Origin of the sequence: Bernardetia sp. MNP-M8, assembly GCF_037126285.1 — a bacterium.
GTDB lineage: Bacteria > Bacteroidota > Bacteroidia > Cytophagales > Bernardetiaceae > Bernardetia.
In genome coordinates, this window is the sequence record NZ_CP147012.1 from 89,671 (window position 1) to 107,829 (window position 18,159).

The 18,159-nt window shown below is 30.1% G+C and carries 14 protein-coding genes; 6 read left to right on the forward strand and 8 right to left on the reverse strand.

Annotated features, from left to right (window positions below):
- Positions 1-178 precede the first annotated feature (178 nt).
- Entirely contained in the window at positions 179-841 is a 663-nt protein-coding gene (locus tag V9L04_RS00385; RefSeq protein WP_338792075.1) for a response regulator transcription factor, read from the reverse strand.
- A gap of 78 nt (positions 842-919) precedes the next feature.
- Positions 920-2,785 (reverse strand): tetratricopeptide repeat protein, encoded by a 1,866-nt coding sequence (locus tag V9L04_RS00390; protein WP_338792076.1) that lies wholly within the window; start codon positions 2,783-2,785, stop codon positions 920-922.
- Positions 2,786-3,128: 343 nt separating this feature from the next.
- On the opposite strand from V9L04_RS00390, the gene V9L04_RS00395 reads away from it, so the two are divergent.
- Positions 3,129-7,133 carry a SpoIIE family protein phosphatase gene (locus V9L04_RS00395; RefSeq protein WP_338792077.1) on the forward strand — a complete coding sequence of 1,335 codons (4,005 nt, stop codon included), beginning with the start codon at positions 3,129-3,131 and terminating at the stop codon, positions 7,131-7,133.
- Positions 7,134-7,224: 91 nt separating this feature from the next.
- On the opposite strand, the gene V9L04_RS00400 is transcribed toward V9L04_RS00395, so the two are convergent.
- From V9L04_RS00400 to V9L04_RS00410, 3 genes are read right to left on the reverse strand one after another with little or no spacing between them, the layout of a single operon-like run.
- Positions 7,225-7,530, reverse strand: coding sequence for a hypothetical protein (locus V9L04_RS00400; RefSeq protein WP_338792078.1), 306 nt, complete (start codon positions 7,528-7,530; stop codon positions 7,225-7,227).
- Positions 7,531-7,563: 33 nt separating this feature from the next.
- Positions 7,564-8,862, reverse strand: a complete 1,299-nt coding sequence (locus tag V9L04_RS00405; protein ID WP_338792079.1) for a hypothetical protein — start codon at positions 8,860-8,862, stop codon at positions 7,564-7,566.
- Between the two features lie 37 nt (positions 8,863-8,899).
- Entirely contained in the window at positions 8,900-9,235 is a 336-nt protein-coding gene (locus V9L04_RS00410; protein WP_338792080.1) for a hypothetical protein, read from the reverse strand.
- Positions 9,236-9,555: 320 nt separating this feature from the next.
- Between V9L04_RS00410 and murA the strand changes: the two genes are divergently transcribed.
- From murA to V9L04_RS00430, 4 genes are all read left to right on the forward strand, one after another.
- Complete coding sequence (gene murA, locus V9L04_RS00415; RefSeq protein ID WP_338792081.1) at positions 9,556-10,884, forward strand: UDP-N-acetylglucosamine 1-carboxyvinyltransferase; 1,329 nt, start codon at positions 9,556-9,558, stop codon at positions 10,882-10,884.
- Positions 10,885-10,921: 37 nt separating this feature from the next.
- Positions 10,922-12,355, forward strand: coding sequence for a DUF6056 family protein (locus V9L04_RS00420; protein WP_338792082.1), 1,434 nt, complete (start codon positions 10,922-10,924; stop codon positions 12,353-12,355).
- Positions 12,356-12,571: 216 nt separating this feature from the next.
- Positions 12,572-13,663 carry a transposase gene (locus V9L04_RS00425; protein ID WP_338790163.1) on the forward strand — a complete coding sequence of 364 codons (1,092 nt, stop codon included), beginning with the start codon at positions 12,572-12,574 and terminating at the stop codon, positions 13,661-13,663.
- A 287-nt stretch (positions 13,664-13,950) separates the two neighbouring features.
- A complete protein-coding gene (locus V9L04_RS00430; RefSeq protein WP_338792083.1) occupies positions 13,951-14,787 on the forward strand; it encodes a hypothetical protein in 837 nt (278 codons plus the stop codon).
- 170 nt (positions 14,788-14,957) lie between these two features.
- Here V9L04_RS00430 and V9L04_RS00435 read toward each other — a convergent pair whose 3' ends face one another.
- Entirely contained in the window at positions 14,958-15,308 is a 351-nt protein-coding gene (locus V9L04_RS00435; protein WP_338792084.1) for a 4Fe-4S dicluster domain-containing protein, read from the reverse strand.
- 389 nt (positions 15,309-15,697) lie between these two features.
- Here V9L04_RS00435 and V9L04_RS00440 point away from each other — a divergent pair, with 389 nt between their 5' ends.
- Positions 15,698-16,243 (forward strand): GNAT family N-acetyltransferase, encoded by a 546-nt coding sequence (locus tag V9L04_RS00440; protein ID WP_338792085.1) that lies wholly within the window; start codon positions 15,698-15,700, stop codon positions 16,241-16,243.
- A gap of 56 nt (positions 16,244-16,299) precedes the next feature.
- Here the strand turns inward: V9L04_RS00440 and V9L04_RS00445 are convergent, their stop codons facing one another.
- Positions 16,300-16,719 carry a copper-binding protein gene (locus tag V9L04_RS00445; RefSeq protein ID WP_338792086.1) on the reverse strand — a complete coding sequence of 140 codons (420 nt, stop codon included), beginning with the start codon at positions 16,717-16,719 and terminating at the stop codon, positions 16,300-16,302.
- Between the two features lie 92 nt (positions 16,720-16,811).
- Positions 16,812-17,777 (reverse strand): 5'-methylthioadenosine/adenosylhomocysteine nucleosidase, encoded by a 966-nt coding sequence (locus tag V9L04_RS00450; RefSeq protein ID WP_338792087.1) that lies wholly within the window; start codon positions 17,775-17,777, stop codon positions 16,812-16,814.
- Positions 17,778-18,159 lie beyond the last annotated feature (382 nt).

The following is an 18,159-nucleotide window of genomic DNA, read 5'->3' on the forward strand; positions in this document are numbered from 1 at the left end:
CAGTTATCAGTAAACAGTCATCAGTAACCAGTTATTTAATAACCAGTTAATTGCTATTCAATTAGATAATTGTAATAATTTTTTGAGCAAATTGAATAATTGATAAATTAATCAACTATCTATTAATCTACAAAGGTAGGAATTTTTGAGTAAGTAATTAGATTAAAATTTTCAGAAATTAAACCAACTGATGTTTAAAAGCAAATTTTATCAACCCAACCACATTTTTCACATTGATTTTCTGTAAAATATTTTTTCGGTGTGTTTCTACAGTTCTTGTACTAATAAAAAGAGTTTCTGCTATTTCTGCACTTGAATATTCTTTACAGATAAGTTGTACAATTTCAGTTTCTCGTTTGGTAAGAGAATTGGCAGGAGTTTCGTGATTTTGTTCTTTTTTCTTTTGCATAATAACCTCTAAAACTTCTGGGCTATAATGCGAACTTCCTTCTGCTACTTTTTTTATTGCTTTTATAAGTTCTTTTCTGCCAATATTCTTCAAAATATAACCTTCTGCTTCTACTGCCAAAATCTGTTCTATTAAAGCTCTTTCATCATGCATTGTCAAAACCAAAACCTTCAAATCTGGAAAACGAAGTTTGGCTAATCGTGTCAGTTCTACACCATCCATTTGAGGCATACTAATATCAGTCAATAAAACATCAATAGGAATATTATTGTCTGCTTGTTTTTGTAAAATTTCTAAAGCTGTTTTTCCATTTGTTGCCTCAGCAATAATTTCAATATCAGGTTCTCTTTTTAATAGCGAACGAATTCCATCCAAAAGCATTTGGTGGTCATCAGTAAGGAGTAATTTTATGGTTTGTTTTTCTTCCTGCATTTTTTCTGTGCCAATTAAATTAAAACGAATACTCAAGTATTCACTACATTTTCTCACGCTAAATTGTAAAGTACATTTTTATTTATAGGGGAAAGTTATGTGTATAGTCATTCCATTTTTACTCAAAATATCAATTTTTCCTTTTGCCATAGCTACTCTTGAATGAATATTCTTCCATCCCAATCCCTTACTTTCTGTAATCTGAGTGGTTTCAAATCCTTTTCCATTGTCTTTCAAAAGTAATAAAATTTCAGGATTTGCATCTTCTATTTTTTGATTTAATGTAATTTCAAACTGATTAGCTTCTGCATGTTTGAGTGAATTTCCGATTACTTCTTGTACAATTCTGAAAATAGAAACCTCTAAAGAAGAATTTAAACGCTCCTGCAATGATTCTTGATTTATGAGATTTGTTAAAAAACTGATTTTCATTTTATTGTTTTCTACCTCATTTATATTTTGTATTAAGTCTTTAATAGCTGAAACTAATCCCTGTTCAATGAGTGCATAAGGCATCATTTGATGAGAGACATTACGAATTTCTTTACAAGCTAAATCCAATGTTTGCACTGATTTTTCAAATGTCTCTTTATCTTCTTGTCTTTCTTCTTCATTTGTACCCAGTTCAATCAAAGGCTCTAAAGAAGAAACCTGCATTCTAGCCACTGCCAAAAGTTGTCCTAAACCGTCATGCAAATCAGCTGCAATGCGTTTACGTTCTTGCTCTTGAGCTTCTACAAGTGCTGCAAAATAAAAATTATCTTTTTCAGCAAGTTGTATTTTTTGTTTGTATTGATTTCTCTTCTGATTTAAAATAATTCCTACTGTTGATAGAATTAGTATGAAAATAAAACTTCCAATCTGTATTCGTTCTCTATTTTTTGCTTGTGAGAGTTCTAGACTTTTAATCTGATTTTCTTGGTTGAGTGTAATTATTTCCTGCTCTTTTTTCTCTGTTTCATATTTTTCTCGTAGTCGTGCTATTTCTTTTTGATTAGATTCATTTAAGATACTATCTTGTAAATTCTGTCTTTTTGTTCGATACTGATATGCTTCTTTAAATTGACTTTGTTTTTCATAATAATTTGCTAACGAATTATAGGTATTGCTAATAAGTGGTTTTGCATTAATCTCAAAAGCTATTTCTAAAGCTGTTTCTAAATATGGTTTTGCTTTCTTAAACTCTTTTTTCTCCATATAAACTCCACCAATATTCAGACTAGAAAGAACAATTCCACCTTTGTTTTTTTGTTTTTTATCAATTTCTAAAGTCATTTTGGAATAATACAGTGAGCTGTCATAATTTTGACGCAATGCGTGCCATTCTCCTAAATTACCAAAAGCAGTAGCAAAAACACTTGAATCTTGTATAATTTTCCCTTTTTCAAGGGCAGCAAAATAATACGGTTTTGCCTCTTCATATTCTTCTAATTCTTGATGAACTACACCTATATTATTTAGAATCATTCCCGAACCTTTGTGCATTTTTATTTCCTCACAAATTTCTAAAGCATCCTTATAGTAAGGCAATGCACGCTCAAAATTTCCTGTATTCTTGTATAAAAGTCCTATATCATTATTTAGACTTGCTAAACTTACTTTATTGTCAGTTTCTTTTTGTAGAGGCAAAGCCAATAAAAACACATGTAAAGCCTCTTGATAATCTCCTTCGTGCTTCAAAAACATTCCTAACAAATTCAAGGACGGGGCAAGAATATACGATTGTTTAGGAGTAGCTTCTAAGATAGCTTCTTTTACATATTTTTTTGCTTTTTGAGGCTCAGAATACCTGTAAGCATACGCCAAATTATAGAGGGTATGTGCCTTTGCAGTATCTGTTTGGGTAGGCAATATATGTTTTAAACTATCTATTCGTTTTTGTATGTTTTGTTCATTTTTTTGAGCAAAGCAAAAGGTATTGACTAAAAATAAAGTGAGTAACAAAATTGAAAAAAAAATAATTCTAGTATGCCTCATAAGATAAATGGATTAATGAATAAGACTTAATTCCAAATCTAATATAATTATTTTTTTAATTAATTTATGAATTTATAGAGATATAATTAATATACTTAACTGCATTAATCAACAATTAGATTGTATTTCTCAGATAGATTAACTATTTTTAGTCTTAGAGAATTCCCTTATTCTCTTTCTATTAATTTTTGTTCAGATATTTTATTTTTTTCCCTTGAAAAAATTATTTTCTTCTTTTACTATAAATCACATTAAAAATAATTTTAAGTCAAAACATATTGTTTTTTCTTATTTGTTTTTTCTATGCTTTTTGATTTATATTCCTTTAAAGGCACAAGTAGGAAAACCATTTATCCATAACTATACATCAAAAGAATACAAAGCACATGTTCAGAACTGGAGCTTGACACAAGATGGTCGTGGTGTAATATATATAGGAAATGGTGATGGTGTTTTAGAGTTTGATGGAAATAATTGGCGAATAATTCCTATTACTAAGAGTAAAGGAACTTCTTTTTCAATGTTTTATCCCAACTTTGCAGAAGAACAGAAAAATAAAGTATATGTTGGCTCAACAAACGAATTTGGCTACCTCTCTTCTAATCAAGAAGGGTATTTAGAATATCAATCTTTGAGTGATTTATTAGATAGTATTCCTCAGTTTGATAGAATTTTGAAGATTGTTCAGCAAAAAACAGAAACAAGCAATGAGCTTATTTTCTACGCTATGTCATTACGAAAGTTTTTTGTTTTAGAAGATAATGGAAAAAACATAAAAATAGATACTATTTCTTATAATGCCTATCAAGTTATTTTTGATGTAAATCAACGAGCTTATTTTTGGGATTTTAATAAAGGAGTTCAAAAGCTTGAAAATAAAAAGTTTTCGCCTATTTCAGCTAATTCATTTTATCAAAATCATATTGTTGATTTTGTATTAAAAGAAAATGAAAATTCCTATCTTATATATGCTAGAGAATATACTCGTGCAGAAGATAGAAGAATTACAGTTATCAACAGAAAATTATATCGTGTTTCTAGCTCTAAGTTTGATACCAGCGAACCACAAGATATTTCAGAAGAATACCCTGAATTTTTAAGTTTTTTACAAGAAACGAAATATACGTATGGAGTGTATAATAAGGTTGTTCGCTTGCCTTCCAACAAAATAGCTGTTTTAGACACACGAAGTGGAATTTATATTTTAGATGAAAAAGGCATTCTACAGCAAAAAATTGTAGAAGAAACTGGACTTCTGACAAATGCTATTTATGATATGATTGTTACAGACAAAGGAAATTTGTTTGTAGCGATGAATAAAGGAGTAGCTCATGTAGAAACAGCTTCTCCAATCTCGTTTTGGGATAAAAATTCAGGCTTAGATGGAGTTGTAGAAGCAATACATTATTTTGAGGGTAAAACTTATGTTGCAACTCATCAAGGTTTGTACTATTTAGATGGAGATAAAGCAAAAAGAATAAAAGGAGATACACCATTTGATACTCAGACTTGGGCTTTTACTCGTTTTACACCTGTTTCTAAAGATGGTACACCTCAAAAAGAACAGCTTTTAGTAAGTGATAATTATGGATTACATCAAATTACAGACTCAACTGCAAAGCGAGTATTCATAAATAGAGATAATATTTTTGATTTTTATCAATCTGAGAAAAACCCCAATCGTATTTTCTTACTTACTGGAAATGGTGTAAATGCTATACGATATGAAAATGGCAAATGGACAAATGAAGGACGAATAAAAGATTTGAATGATGATGTTCGAATGATGGCAGAAGATAAAAATGGTAATCTTTGGTTAGGAACATTTAGAAATGGTGCTATCAAAATCCCTTATTATGAAAAGCCTGAAGAAATTACGGCTGATAAAATAAAATATTACAAAGAAGAACAAGGATTTTTATCACTCAAAAACGTATTAGTTTATCCTTTCAAAGATGAAATTATTTTTGCAACAGAAACAGGATTATATAAATACGATGAAACAACTGATAAAATGATTTCTGCACCAGAGCTAGAAGGTACAACTCTTACAGATAAAAGCAGAGATATTTTTTCATTTACAGAGGCTTCTAATGGTGATTTGTGGTATGCTGGTCTTCAAAGTGCAACAGGTGCAATCGGAATAGCAAAAAAACAAGCTGATGGAAGTTATCAGTTATATGAAACTCCTTTTAAGAAAATACCTGAAATGATGGTTTTGGGTCATTATTTAGCTCCTGACGGAACCATGTGGTTTGGAGGTTCAGAGGGAGTTTTTAGATATGACCCAAAAGCAGATACTGACTATTATAAAGCAAGAAATATTTTGATTCGTAAGGTTCAAATAGGTAAAGATTCTGTTATTTATGGTGGATTTGCACAAAAGTATCTTACTAATAAAAATCCTTCCTATCAAGTTATTTCATTAGATGAAGATTTATCGTATGAATTTAATTCCCTTACTTTTGAATTTGCGTTACCTGATTTTGGAGAAGGGAAAAACAATTATCGTTATCGTTTGAAGGGATTTAATGAGCAATGGAGCGAATGGACAACGGATAGTAAAGCCATTTATACTAATCTTTTCGAAGGAAAATATACCTTTGAAGTAGAAGGAAAAAATGGATATGAACAGGTAAGTAATATTGCTGGTTATTCTTTTGAGATAACTCCTCCTTGGTATCGCATGTGGTGGGCATATATTGTATATAGTATTTTTGCGATTGCTTTAGTTTGGCTTGTAGTAAAATGGAATACTCGTCGTTTAGAGAAAGAAAAAGCTAATTTAGAATCAATTGTGCAACAGCGAACTGCCGAAATTCAGCAACAGAAAGAAGAAATAGAACAACAAGCCAATAATGTAATGCTTGCCAATGCTGAAATAAACCAACAAAAAGAAGAGATTGAAGCACAAGCAGAAAGTTTGAGAGAAGCAAATTTATCTATTACAGAACAAAATGAAGAAATCTATCTTCAAAAAGAGGAAGTAGAAAAATCATACAAAAACATTCAAATACTTTCTGAAATTGGTCAGAAAATTACTCAAATCTTGAATCAAAAAGATTTGGTAAAAACTGTTTATAGTAATGTAAATGCACTGATGCCAGCCGAGTTTTTTGGTATTGGACTTTACAATCCACAATTACAACGTATTGAGTTCTCTGGTTTTATAGAGAATGATGAAGAAATGCCTTTTCATTATGATAGATTAGAGGAAGCTGAAAGTAAAGCTGTCATTTGCTTCACACAGCAAAAAGAACTTATCGAAAATGATTTTCTAGCACATTTACAAAAAATTCAGGAAGAAAAAGGAGAAGAGTTTATTGCTAAAGTAGGACAGATTCCTCAATCTTTTGTTTATCTTCCTTTGTTTGTAGAGCAAAAACCAGTTGGAGTAATTACGGTTCAGAGCTTAGAAAAAAATGCCTATGGCGAACAACAGCTTACCATTCTCAGAACACTTGCAGCCTATACATCAATTGCTTTAGACAATGTTTCTGCTTATCAAATGATTGAAGAAAAGAATCGTAATATTACTGATTCTATTCGTTATGCAAATACTATTCAGGGAGCAGTTTTGCCTCATCAAAATGAATTTGCAAAATTATTTAAAGAACATTTTATACTCTACAATCCAAAAGACATTGTTTCAGGTGATTTTTATTGGCTAGCTCACAAAAAAGGAATTACCTACTTGGCAGCTATTGATTGTACTGGACACGGAGTTCCAGGGGCATTTATGTCTATGATAGGACACTCTATTTTAACAGAAATAATTAATGAAACTCCAAATGCTAATCCATCTCAAATTTTGGAAGACATGAATAAGCGTTTGGTAGCAGCTCTTCATCAAAATCAAGAATCAAATTCTGATGGAATGGATATGTGTTTATGTGCTTTTCATATTGCAGAATCAGAAAATAATTCAACCGTAAAAATAGAATATGCAGGAGCAAAAAGAGCTTTATATTATGCTTTACCACCATCACACTCTAGTACAGAAAAAACTGAGTTGAAAATTGTATCAGCTACCAGACGTTCTATTGGAGGAAAGCAGTATCTTGAAAAGCCATTTGAAAACAACGAGTTTCAAGTTCCAAAAGGCTCTACTTTTTATCTTACTACCGACGGTTATGTTGATCAAAATAATCCAAGTGGAGACAAAATTGGAACACTCAAGTTTTTGAATATAATGAATCAAATTTCAAATAAATCACTTGCTGAGCAACATTTATTTTTAGTAGATTATTTGGATAATTTTCAACAAACAACTAATCAGCGTGATGATATTACAATTATCGGAATTAGAGTTTAAGACATCAACTAAAATTTAAGATATAAACTGAAAAACGAGTTAGATAATCTATTATCCAACTCGTTTTTTATTGTTTCTTGCTATTTTAAAACTAATTTTCTATCCAGTTTACAAGTTCTTGTTCTATTTTTTCAACTAAACTCAAATCTGTTTTTGCAATTGTAATAAAAAACTGATTCCCTTCTATTACTCCTGTAATCTCTAAAATATCTTCTAGTTTTAATTTGAAAGAATCTTTTGCTAAAGGAGAAAATGAAGAAAAGTTTTGAATTTCTAAATAACCATAATCTTCTAATTGATGCAATAATTTTTTATCAATCAATTTAGAAAGTGTATAGCAATTTCGTATAAATCTGCGACAGTTTTTGATTTGTTTTATTTCGAAATAATTGTTCATCAAAATAATAAAACTAATTTGAGTTTGTAAGTCTTAACTTGCAATTGAGGATACTGTAATTTGGTCAAACTGACTGTGTTCTTTTACTCTGCAAATATATTTTTGGGCTTGGAACAAAGAAGTTTTTTGAATCATTTTTTTATACTCATTTTCATCTAACGTGATAAAATCTTCTGTTAGAGAGGTGTTATATACCAAATTCATAATTCCTGCTATTCCTCCAGAGGCTAAAAAAGAAATTGGTAAATCAGTATGACTATCAAAATGAGCTAGATAATTATTTGGCTCATATCCACTCACAATTTTCATTTTGAGTTTTTGATTAGGTTTTAATTCTTCTATTTCCCAAAATCCCCAACCAAAAGCATTAACAACAGCTGTTATTCCGTGTACCCAATCGTGTTTTTTCTCAATCATTGGTTTTATCATAGCATTCCATTCTGTTGATTGCATTACGCCACCAAAGGTATTATAAGCACAAACATGACCAGCTTCTGTGAGAAGTTCTGCTGCCAAAGGAAGACCATCTTTTCCCATTTCATCTTCAAAAAGGCGTAATAATTTATAAGAAATTAAACAGTAGTAATTGGCATACATACGAGTAAGCAAAACTCCGAAAGCATCAATTAAGCCTGTTTGAGAATCTCCCTGCAAGTCCATATTTGTAAGAGCTTGTCTTATTCCTTCATAATCAATGGTTGTATTTGAGGGTTGTTTGAGTTGATATGTTTGATATTTGCCTTCTTGTGGAGAAGCAACTAAATCAGTATGATTTTCATCTTCTGTATTATTTTTTCTAAAAAACACTTCAAAACTACTTTTTGTATCTCCTTGAGAAATACATTCTTTTTGTTCTGTACAAAGAGTTCCTAAAGGCAAATCAAAAATAGCTTCTGTCGCACCTGCTATATAACCAGCAGCAAAAAAAGCAACTCCTTTTTTATTCTTTTCACGAAGACCAAATTTAGTTTTCCAGCCAATTCCATAATGTTCGAAAGGAGCAATTACTTTCCCCCCTTCTTTTGTGAGATTTGTTAAATCAATTATTCCAAAGCCACAAAAACTAAAATAATCTTGACAAATATATTTTTTATCTTCTACTGATAAATCTTGGTTTTCCTTAAAAAAATTAGAAAACTGTGTATAAACAATTTCTTGTGCGCTGTCTGAAAGCATTGGATAAACATTTAAATAAGAGCTAGTATCTTCAATGACAGCTTGTAAATAAACATTGTAATGATGACAATGAAAAATCATTGGTTCACCAGCAGCGATGTAGGCATTTCTATCATATTGATAGTTTCCTCGCAAAAGTTGGGTCGTCTGTTGCATAAATTTTATAAATGAATAAAAGGGGAATAATAATTATCTATATTAAATCATCTAAATTAGTTGAATTATCTTTAAAGAGGTCTTCTTCTTGACTTTGATTTGATTTATTTTGTAAATCAGTATCAGAAGCTAAATTTATTTTTTGATTAGAATTCCTAAAAAAATCTCTTGAAAGTTCTAATTTGTAGGTATCCAAAAGAGCTTCAGATATTTTTTCTAAAAGTGTAGGCGAAAGTTTACTATCATCTTTTATAGTATGAAAAAAGAAACCTTCCTTTTTAAATTCGGGTAAGAGCTTGAATAAAATACGCTGCCAAGCAAAAGGACTAGCATTGATATTTATCCACGATTTAACAGTTGCTACTTCTTGCATAAGTCGTTTGAAAAAGGGTAGAAAATATTTTTTACTGAAAAATAAATTTTAATATGCAACAAAGGGACATAAGAAATTTACAATTATAATTAACTAATTTTTAGGTTAAAAAGCAAATAATATTCTATGAAATAAGTATTTTAAGCGACTAAAATTAGTTAACAATCTCCTTTTTTGAAAGCTATTTTTTATATATTCAGTATGATTTAGAGGTAATTCTATATTTTATCCTTTGTGACTTTGTAATTGGTAAACAAAACCCTTAAATTTCTGCTACTTTAAAAAATAATACTAAAAAACTAAAACAATAATTAGTAAATATGACAAAATTAAAAGAATCTGTAACCTTTGAAGTAGAAGGAGGAACACCACTAAAAGGAGAAATTACCCCACAAGGCGCAAAAAACGAAGCCTTACAAATTCTGTGTGCTGTCTTATTGACTGCCGAACCTGTCATAGTCAATAATATTCCCCTAATTCGTGATGTATTAAAACTTATTGACTTGTTAGGGCATTTAGGAGTAGAAACTGAAAAACTAAGTGACCATTCCTATAAATTTGAAGCAAAAAACATAGATTTAGATTTTTTATACAGCCCTGATTTTATAAAACAAGGAGGAGCTTTGCGTGGCTCTGTCATGATTATGGGACCACTTTTGGCTCGTTTTGGAAAATGTCGTTTAGGGCAACCAGGGGGAGACAAAATTGGAAGGCGAAGATTAGATACCCACTTTAGAGGTTTTGAGGAATTAGGAGCAAGATTTAGTTATGATGCTGAAAACAAATATTATAATGTTGATGCTACTGACCTAAAAGGAAAATATATTTTATTAGAAGAGGCTTCTGTAACAGGAACAGCAAATATTTTGATGGCTGCTGTGCTTGCAAAAGGAAAAACTACACTTTATAATGCAGCTTGTGAACCTTATATTCAGCAGCTTTGTGATATGCTTTGCAGAATGGGTGCAAAAATAGAAGGAATTGGCTCAAATCTTTTGACTATTGAAGGAGTTGAGAAATTAAGAGGAACAGAGCATACAATGCTTCCTGATATGATAGAAATAGGAAGTTTTATTGGACTTGCTGCCCTGACAGCATCTGAAATTCGCATCAAAAATGCTCGCATAGACAAACTGGGTTGCATTCCAAATACATTTAAAAAACTAGGAATTCATCTCATTTTTGAAAATGATGATATTATTATTCCTGCACAAGAACATTATCATATAGATTCTTATATTGATGGCTCTATTCTGACAATTGCAGATGCACCTTGGCCTGGATTTACGCCTGATTTGATTTCGATTGTTTTGGTAGTAGCCACACAAGCACATGGAACGCTTATGATTCACCAAAAAATGTTTGAAAGCCGTTTGTTTTTTGTAGATAAACTGATTGATATGGGAGCAAAAATAATCTTGTGCGACCCACATCGTGCTACTGTTTTAGGACTTGGAAGGCAACAAGATTTGAGAGGAATTCCGATGACATCACCAGATATTCGTGCAGGTGTTTCGCTTCTTTTGGCTGCTCTTTCGGCACAAGGAAAAAGTGTTATTCATAGCGCAGAACAAATAGACAGAGGTTATCAGTTTATCGATAAGCGTTTGAATGCCTTAGGAGCAAAAATCAAACGCATTGAAGAATAATTTTTTTAAACAATTGCCTTAAAACGAACAAAGAAAAATGATTCCATTCAAAAAATCATCTGTATTAAACTTGAAAATCATTTTTCTTTTTTTGTGTATTCTACCCTTCTTTTTATTGACTTTTTTTGCACGTCCGTCGGCAGATGAATTTCCTTTTTTTACACAACTCTCTTCTATGAGTAGCCTAGAGTTTGCCTCTTCTATGTATAAAAATTGGTCTGGGCGTTATTTTTCTGTATTTTTTGTTTCCATTTTTCTAAAATTGATTGTTTATTGGAAAGGCTTTTATCCAATTTTTATTTTCTTAATTTTGGTAGCCAATTTTTTCAGTTTTTACTGGATGATTGATAAACTTAATTTTACCAATTCAAAAAAAGAAAAACTACTTTTAACAAGCAGCATTTTCATTGTATATATTTATGGAATGCCGAGCCTTGCAGAAGGCTTTTATTGGTTTATTTGTGCTTCAGGCTATATGCTAATAAACTGTTTTGTTATTTTTTGGATAGGTTTTTTGCTTGAAAGAGAATACAAAATTGATAGTTCTACATCTGCTTATAAAGAAAATCTATTTATTCTCTTTTTTACTTTTGCGCTTTGTGGATGTATGGAAATTATATCTTCTTTTGTAGTGGGATTGATAGCTGTAATTTGGCTTACCAAATTGATTAATACTAAAAAAGTAGATAATTTTTATAGTTTTTTATTTCTTTTTGCTTTTTTTTGTTTTTGCTTTTCTGTATTCGCAGGGGGAAATTCTATTAGGGGTACTCACTTTGAGAGTCTTTCCAATCCTCTACTTATTTTGCCCAAACTGATTCCTAATTCATTAAACTATATTTTTTATTGGTTTTTCGAAACTCCTGTGTTAGTTTTTACTTTATTTTACCTTCCTTTTGCTCAAAAAATTGTTACTCACTCTCTTTTTGATTTTATATTTAAAGTAAATCGCTTTTGGGTTTTGCTAGTTTGGATAGGAGTTATTTTTGGAAGTTTTTCTATTGGTTATGTTTCTATTGGTGGCGAGCTTCCGATGCGTATCAATAATATTGTGTATTTTTTGTTTTTAACAGGTTGGGTTTATGTAGTGAGTGTGTTTGTTTATTTTTATATTAATGAAAACTCTAACCCAAACTACAGTTCTGATTTTTCTATATTCAAAAATGCTTCTGTTTTTACAAAATTGATTGCTCCTTTGGTTATATTTCTATTTTTATACAAAGAAAATAATCCTATTCGGGCAGCTTATGCAGATATTTTGAAGGGAAGAGCCTATAATTATACTATGCAATTAGATGATAGAAAAACGCTATTATTAAACTGTAAATCAGACACTTGTATTGTTCCTGTTATCAAAAACCCTCCACATATAATTTACGAACCTGCACTAGATTTAACAACTGATTCAAACGATTGGAAAAATAAATCACAGGCAGTTTATTTTGAGGTAAAGGCTATAAAAATAGAGTAATAAGCTAATACAATTTGTAAGTTAGGAGTATTTCTGACTTACTAGTATGAATGAATAACATTTTTTATGGGAAATTGTCTATTTTCTATTATTTGAAATTAAGAATATAACAGAGAAAATTGTTACAGTACTGGACATGAGTTAAATTTTTGACAAAGAAAGGACAGAAAGAGTTAATTTAGAAGTGTGAAAACCAAAAAGCTCTATTCCGTCCTGTTGAACAAATATACAAAGGAATTTTCAGATATTCCTATTCATCATGTTCATACTACTTTGTTGCTTATTAGCTGTATTCTGATAAAAGAAACAGTTAATTTAAACAAGTTAAAAAACCAAGTAGGTATTTTTTTAAATTCTCCTACTGTTCAAATTAATTCTCATTATAAGCGTCTTACTCGCTATTTTTTGGATGTTTATGTCCAAAAAACACTTTGGAAGTTGATTTTAGTTTTTAGTATAGGTTCTTTTTTAAATAGGAAGAAGGTAAAAAAAGAAATTTTCTATCTAGCTATGGATGGTAGTGTTTGGCAGTTAGGCGAATATACGTATCACGTTTTGGTATTAAGTGTTATTTATAGAAAAATGGCTATTCCTATTTTTTGGATAAATTTAGAACGAAAAGGCAGTTCTACTTTGGCTCATCGTAAAAGTTTATTAGCATCAGCTTTACTGTTATATCCTTTTTTGAAAAGATTTACAATTTTAGCTGATAGAGAATACAAAGGTAGAGTTTGGTTTAGGTATTTAGAAGAACAAGGATATACTTATATTATTCGGCTTTGTAAAGGAGATTATCAATTAGAGGTTAAAAAGTACCACAGTTTGCTTAAAAAAGCTAAATTAGGCAAATTAGTAAGTCAAGAATTTGAAACTGACTTTGCAAAAAAACTAAAAATAGTTATTTCTTATAATGGGCAAGCAGCAAAAGAAAGTGAAAAATTTGTCATTTTATTAACCAACAAATATCGTTTAACAAAAGAAAAGATTAGTGCTATCTATTATTTAAGATGGAAAATAGAGTGTTTATTTAAACATTTGAAAACAAATGGATTTCATTTAGAGGAGGTAGGAATGGTAAATCCAAGAAAAATTCGTGTTTTAATGGCATTAGTAATTGCATCTTTTTTACTCTGTATCTTAGAAGGAGTAAAAACAAAACAGAGAGTAAAAAAAGACAATGAATCTTTTTATGAATCTGTATTTAGAATGGGGTACGGAAAAGTAGTATTTTACGCTACTTCCATAGACCAAATAATAAAAAAAATAGTTCAATTATCGAAAAACTACAAAATTCAAAATACAACCTAAATTAAACCATGTCCAGTACTGTAGAAAATTGTATTTATAGATTTTATTTTTGAGTTAAAACAAATGTAATTTTTTTTTAAAAAATTAACTACCTTTGCAAAAAAATAATAAATCACTTTTTAGTAAAAAAAATTATGAAAAATTTTAGACTACTTCTTTTATTAGTATTTACTACTATATCTCTTTTTTCATGTGAAAACACCCTTGATGAAAACCAAATAGAAGAAAGTAATGATGAAACTTCTTGTATCATACGTACAAAAAAATATTACAATAAAAACGGTGCCTTGGAAAGTTACACCAACTATTCTTATGAAGATAAATTAGTAATAACAGATTCTACATTTGATAAGAATAATATATTAACCTCTACTAATTCCTACACTTATGATGGTAATGATAGATTGTTAGATTGGGAAACTTATAGATTGGGAAGCTTATATATGAAATCTGAATACAAATATAGTGGCTCTTCGTATACAAAGAAAACTTATTACATGTCTAACAATACAGGAAGACTACAGCTATGGCAAGAAACTCATTATGAAGGAAAAAATGAAACGCTATGGATATATTATGATGAAGAAGGAAATGAAGACTCTAAAGATATTTACACATACGAAGGAAACTTACGAGTGCGTGAAGATATTTATTACAAAGGTGTACTAAATAGAGTAATAATAAATACTTATGAAAGTAATTTAATAAAAGAAAAGAAAAAATTGAATGGTTCTAACCAACTAGAAAGACTCACTAGGTATTATTATGAAGGTGACTTTCTAACTCGTAGTGAAGAATATGACCAATCTTCTGTAATGAATTCTTATAAAATTTATACAAAAAATGGTACTAACTCAATCATGGAGAAGTCATATTATATGCCAGATAATATATTAACATCTACAACTGTTAAAGAATATAATGAAAAAAATGATTTAATATATCAAAAAATAGAATATACAGATATTAATTATATTGAGAGATTTACTCAAATAACATATAATGAATGTGATTGTATAATTACAAGAATATCACAGTACAAAAATATTTATCTATCAACTCCTCAATATAATGAAGAAGGATATAATCATTATGAAAATGAAGGTGTTGAATGTCCATTGTAGAATATTTAGAAGTTTTTATCTTTTTAAGAAAATATCGTTCATTCACAAGATGTGAGTGAACGATATATATAAATCTCAGCAAACTACTGTATAATTTGACTTTGCTAAGTGAGTATATATATATTCGACATTCTAGTTTGTCTTTTCTCTTCTACAAAAAAACAGAATAATTATCTATTTTTGTGCAGCCAAGCCTTTTTCAACAATAATTCTTCTTCTGTTTCTGGAAAATTCTCATCAGATACACAACAGTCAGCAGGACAAACAAAAGCACATTGAGGCTCATCATGAAAACCATTGCATTCTGTACATTTTTCAGCAACGATATAATAAATAAAGTCATCTAAAGGAGGAAACTCTGTATGTGCATCTAAAACTCTTCCATCTTCGGTCTCTACTTCTTTTAGATCTGTTCCCTCTGCAAAAGACCAGTTTTGAGAACCTTCATAAATTGCATTATTTGGACATTCTATTTGGCAAGCTCCACAATTTATACACGCATCTGTTATTCTTAAAGCCATTTTGTTTTATTTACTGATATTACGGTTACGCAGTCAAAAAACGAAACCCATAAAACAAAAGGCACTGTTTCCTTCTCTAACTGTTTTACCACGATTAAAATCGTGGGTTTCGTTTATTTATACAAGAAATTTGTAGAAATTTTATTCTTGCGTAACATCATTTTTTTATAGTATTTTTGAAATATGCTTCAATTTCTGAATTATGCCAAATAAATACTTTTGTAGTTTACGCTTTAGCGTGAGTGCAACTGTACTGAAAACTTTAGTTTTCGTAAACTGAACAACTACGATTTAAAGAAAAAAATAGTTTTTATTTTGGTATTATAACGAAAGCTAAAGCATTCGCTACAAAAATAATCAAAATAGAATTCACTAAAAAACACTTTACTTTGAATAACAAATATATTTTTAAATCACAAAGATTAGGTTTTAGAAATTGGAAAGATTGTGATACAGAAAACCTCTTTGCTCTTAACTCTGATAAAGATATAATGGAATTTTTCCCTTATTTGCCTTCTTTAGAACAAACAAAGGACTTTATAGAAAGAATGACAACTCAGTTTGAAAATAATGGCTTTTGTTATTTTGCTGTTGATGAACTGGAAACAGAAGAGTTTATTGGCTTTATCGGAATTACAGAACAAACTTTTGAGGCTGATTTTACGCCTTGTGTAGATATTGGTTGGCGATTAGATAAAAAATACTGGAACAAAGGTTATGCAAGTGAAGGCGCAAAACGCTCTTTGGAGTTTGCTTTTAATGATATAAAATTAGAATCTATAAAAGCAGTAGCACCAAAAATAAATTTAAAATCTAGGAAAGTAATGGAAAAAATCGGAATGAAATACGTAAAGGATTTCAAACACCCAGCTTTAAAAGATGATAAACGCTTAGAAAATTGTGTTCTTTATGAGATAAATAAAGAAGATTTTTAGATTTATTTTAGCTATTCGCTCAAGTTTTGACACTTGAACGAATAGCTAAAAAATTATTATTTCATTAATACAAGTTCTGTTTCTGCTGGAAGTTTAGTAACATTTCTCATTGTATAGCCTTCATCAGTTTTAACAAGTTCGAAAGAAACCTTATCATCTTTTGCTATTTCACTTAAATAAGCAACATTTGATTTGAATGCCATTTTCATAGCACCCATTACTTCAGGAATTTCTTCATGGCTAACCATAACCATAGCATTTCCTTCTGAGTCGGCTGCTGGAATTTCGACAATCATTCCACGAACTTCATAAACTGTTTCTTGAGGAGTTTCCTCCACAACAATGGTTTCTTCTGTTGGAGTTTCTTCTAAAAGTTCCATTTCTTCAACAGGAATTTCTTCAGTAGCTTCTGTTTTTTTGGTCTGACAAGCAAACATAAAAGTAGCTGCAAGAGCTACAAGTGCAATCTTTTTCATAAAAAATGAGTTTTGATAAATTTGAATAAGTAAAAGTTGTAAAATCTCAAACTAAAGTTTGAAAGCACAATTTAATCAAAATATAATTATTCTTACTTTTCCTTATTCATTTTCTTTTTATCTTCTTTCTCTAATAGAAAAATAAGCTCGCTTACCAAGTGAGCAGCATTAAAAGAAGCCACCTTCAAAAATTTCTTATATAGCTTAGCTGCATTTTCATCAGCAGTATCACTTATACTTCTAATAACTACAAATGGAACTCCTTGTTGATAACAAATTTGAGCCACTGCGCCACCTTCCATCTCAACAGCTTTAGCTTTAAATTCTTTTTCTAAACGATTTTTGAATTGGGTTGAAGCGACAAAAACATCTCCTGTTACTATTGTACCTGTGTTTACAGTTGGTTTGCGTTTGGCATCATAAGTTCTGATAAATTTTATTCTTGCTTTTTCTCCTGCTTCTTGTGTTTTGGCAATAAGCAAAGAATCACATGGGAAATACAATGGGTTTGAAGTCTCATCGTAATCAAAAGTTTGCCAAACTGTAATTCCTTCCGTTGTTAGCTGTCCAAAATCATGTTGTGCGGCTCTATCTCCCACTACAATATCTCCTGGTAAAAGCAATGGGTCAATTCCTCCAGCAATTCCTGTAAAAATCACTTCTGATGGATTAAAGTGTTCCAATAAAAGAGCTGCTGTCATTGCTGAATTTACTTTACCAATTCCAGATTTTACTACCACTACATCACGAGTACGCATTTTGCCTACTGTAAAAGTAACTCCCATAATAACCGTATCTCTTTTTGGATGAACTTTAAGTTTAAATAAATCTACTTCTACTTGCATCGCTCCAATAACGGCTGTAAAAGGCTTTCTATTCGGATTTTTGAGTTCTTGTTTTTGACGAGCAGAAAGTTCATCTTTCTTACCTTCTTCTACTTTTCCTTCAATATCGGAAGCTGTTTGAGCCATAGAGGTAAGAGAAATTATACTAAAAAAACTACACAGAATAACAAAAGCTATTTTAGACAATGACAATAGAGATACTGACTTATTCATACAATTAATTAGGGTCTATTTTATAAAAAACAAAAGATGCTACAAATTAAGCAACTTTTTTATAAACATACTTAAAAATATAACTACGAACAAAAACCTAGCAAATCATAAAACTGTCATTTTATTAACCTATATATACAAGTATATATTCGACAAACGAATAAAAAAACTACATAGAGGATACAGAACATCAAAATAAGTTAAAGCAAGTTAAAGCTAATTTATTTCTGTAAACTTAATAGGGGGAAGCAAACTTATAGTTCGTCAAAGACTTAAATGAAGAGAAAAATTACTTTGTATGATTACCTTAAAATTAATTTTATTGACTTAAGTTAATAAAACAATTAGAAAAGCAACTTTTACAAACAAACATGCATCTTTT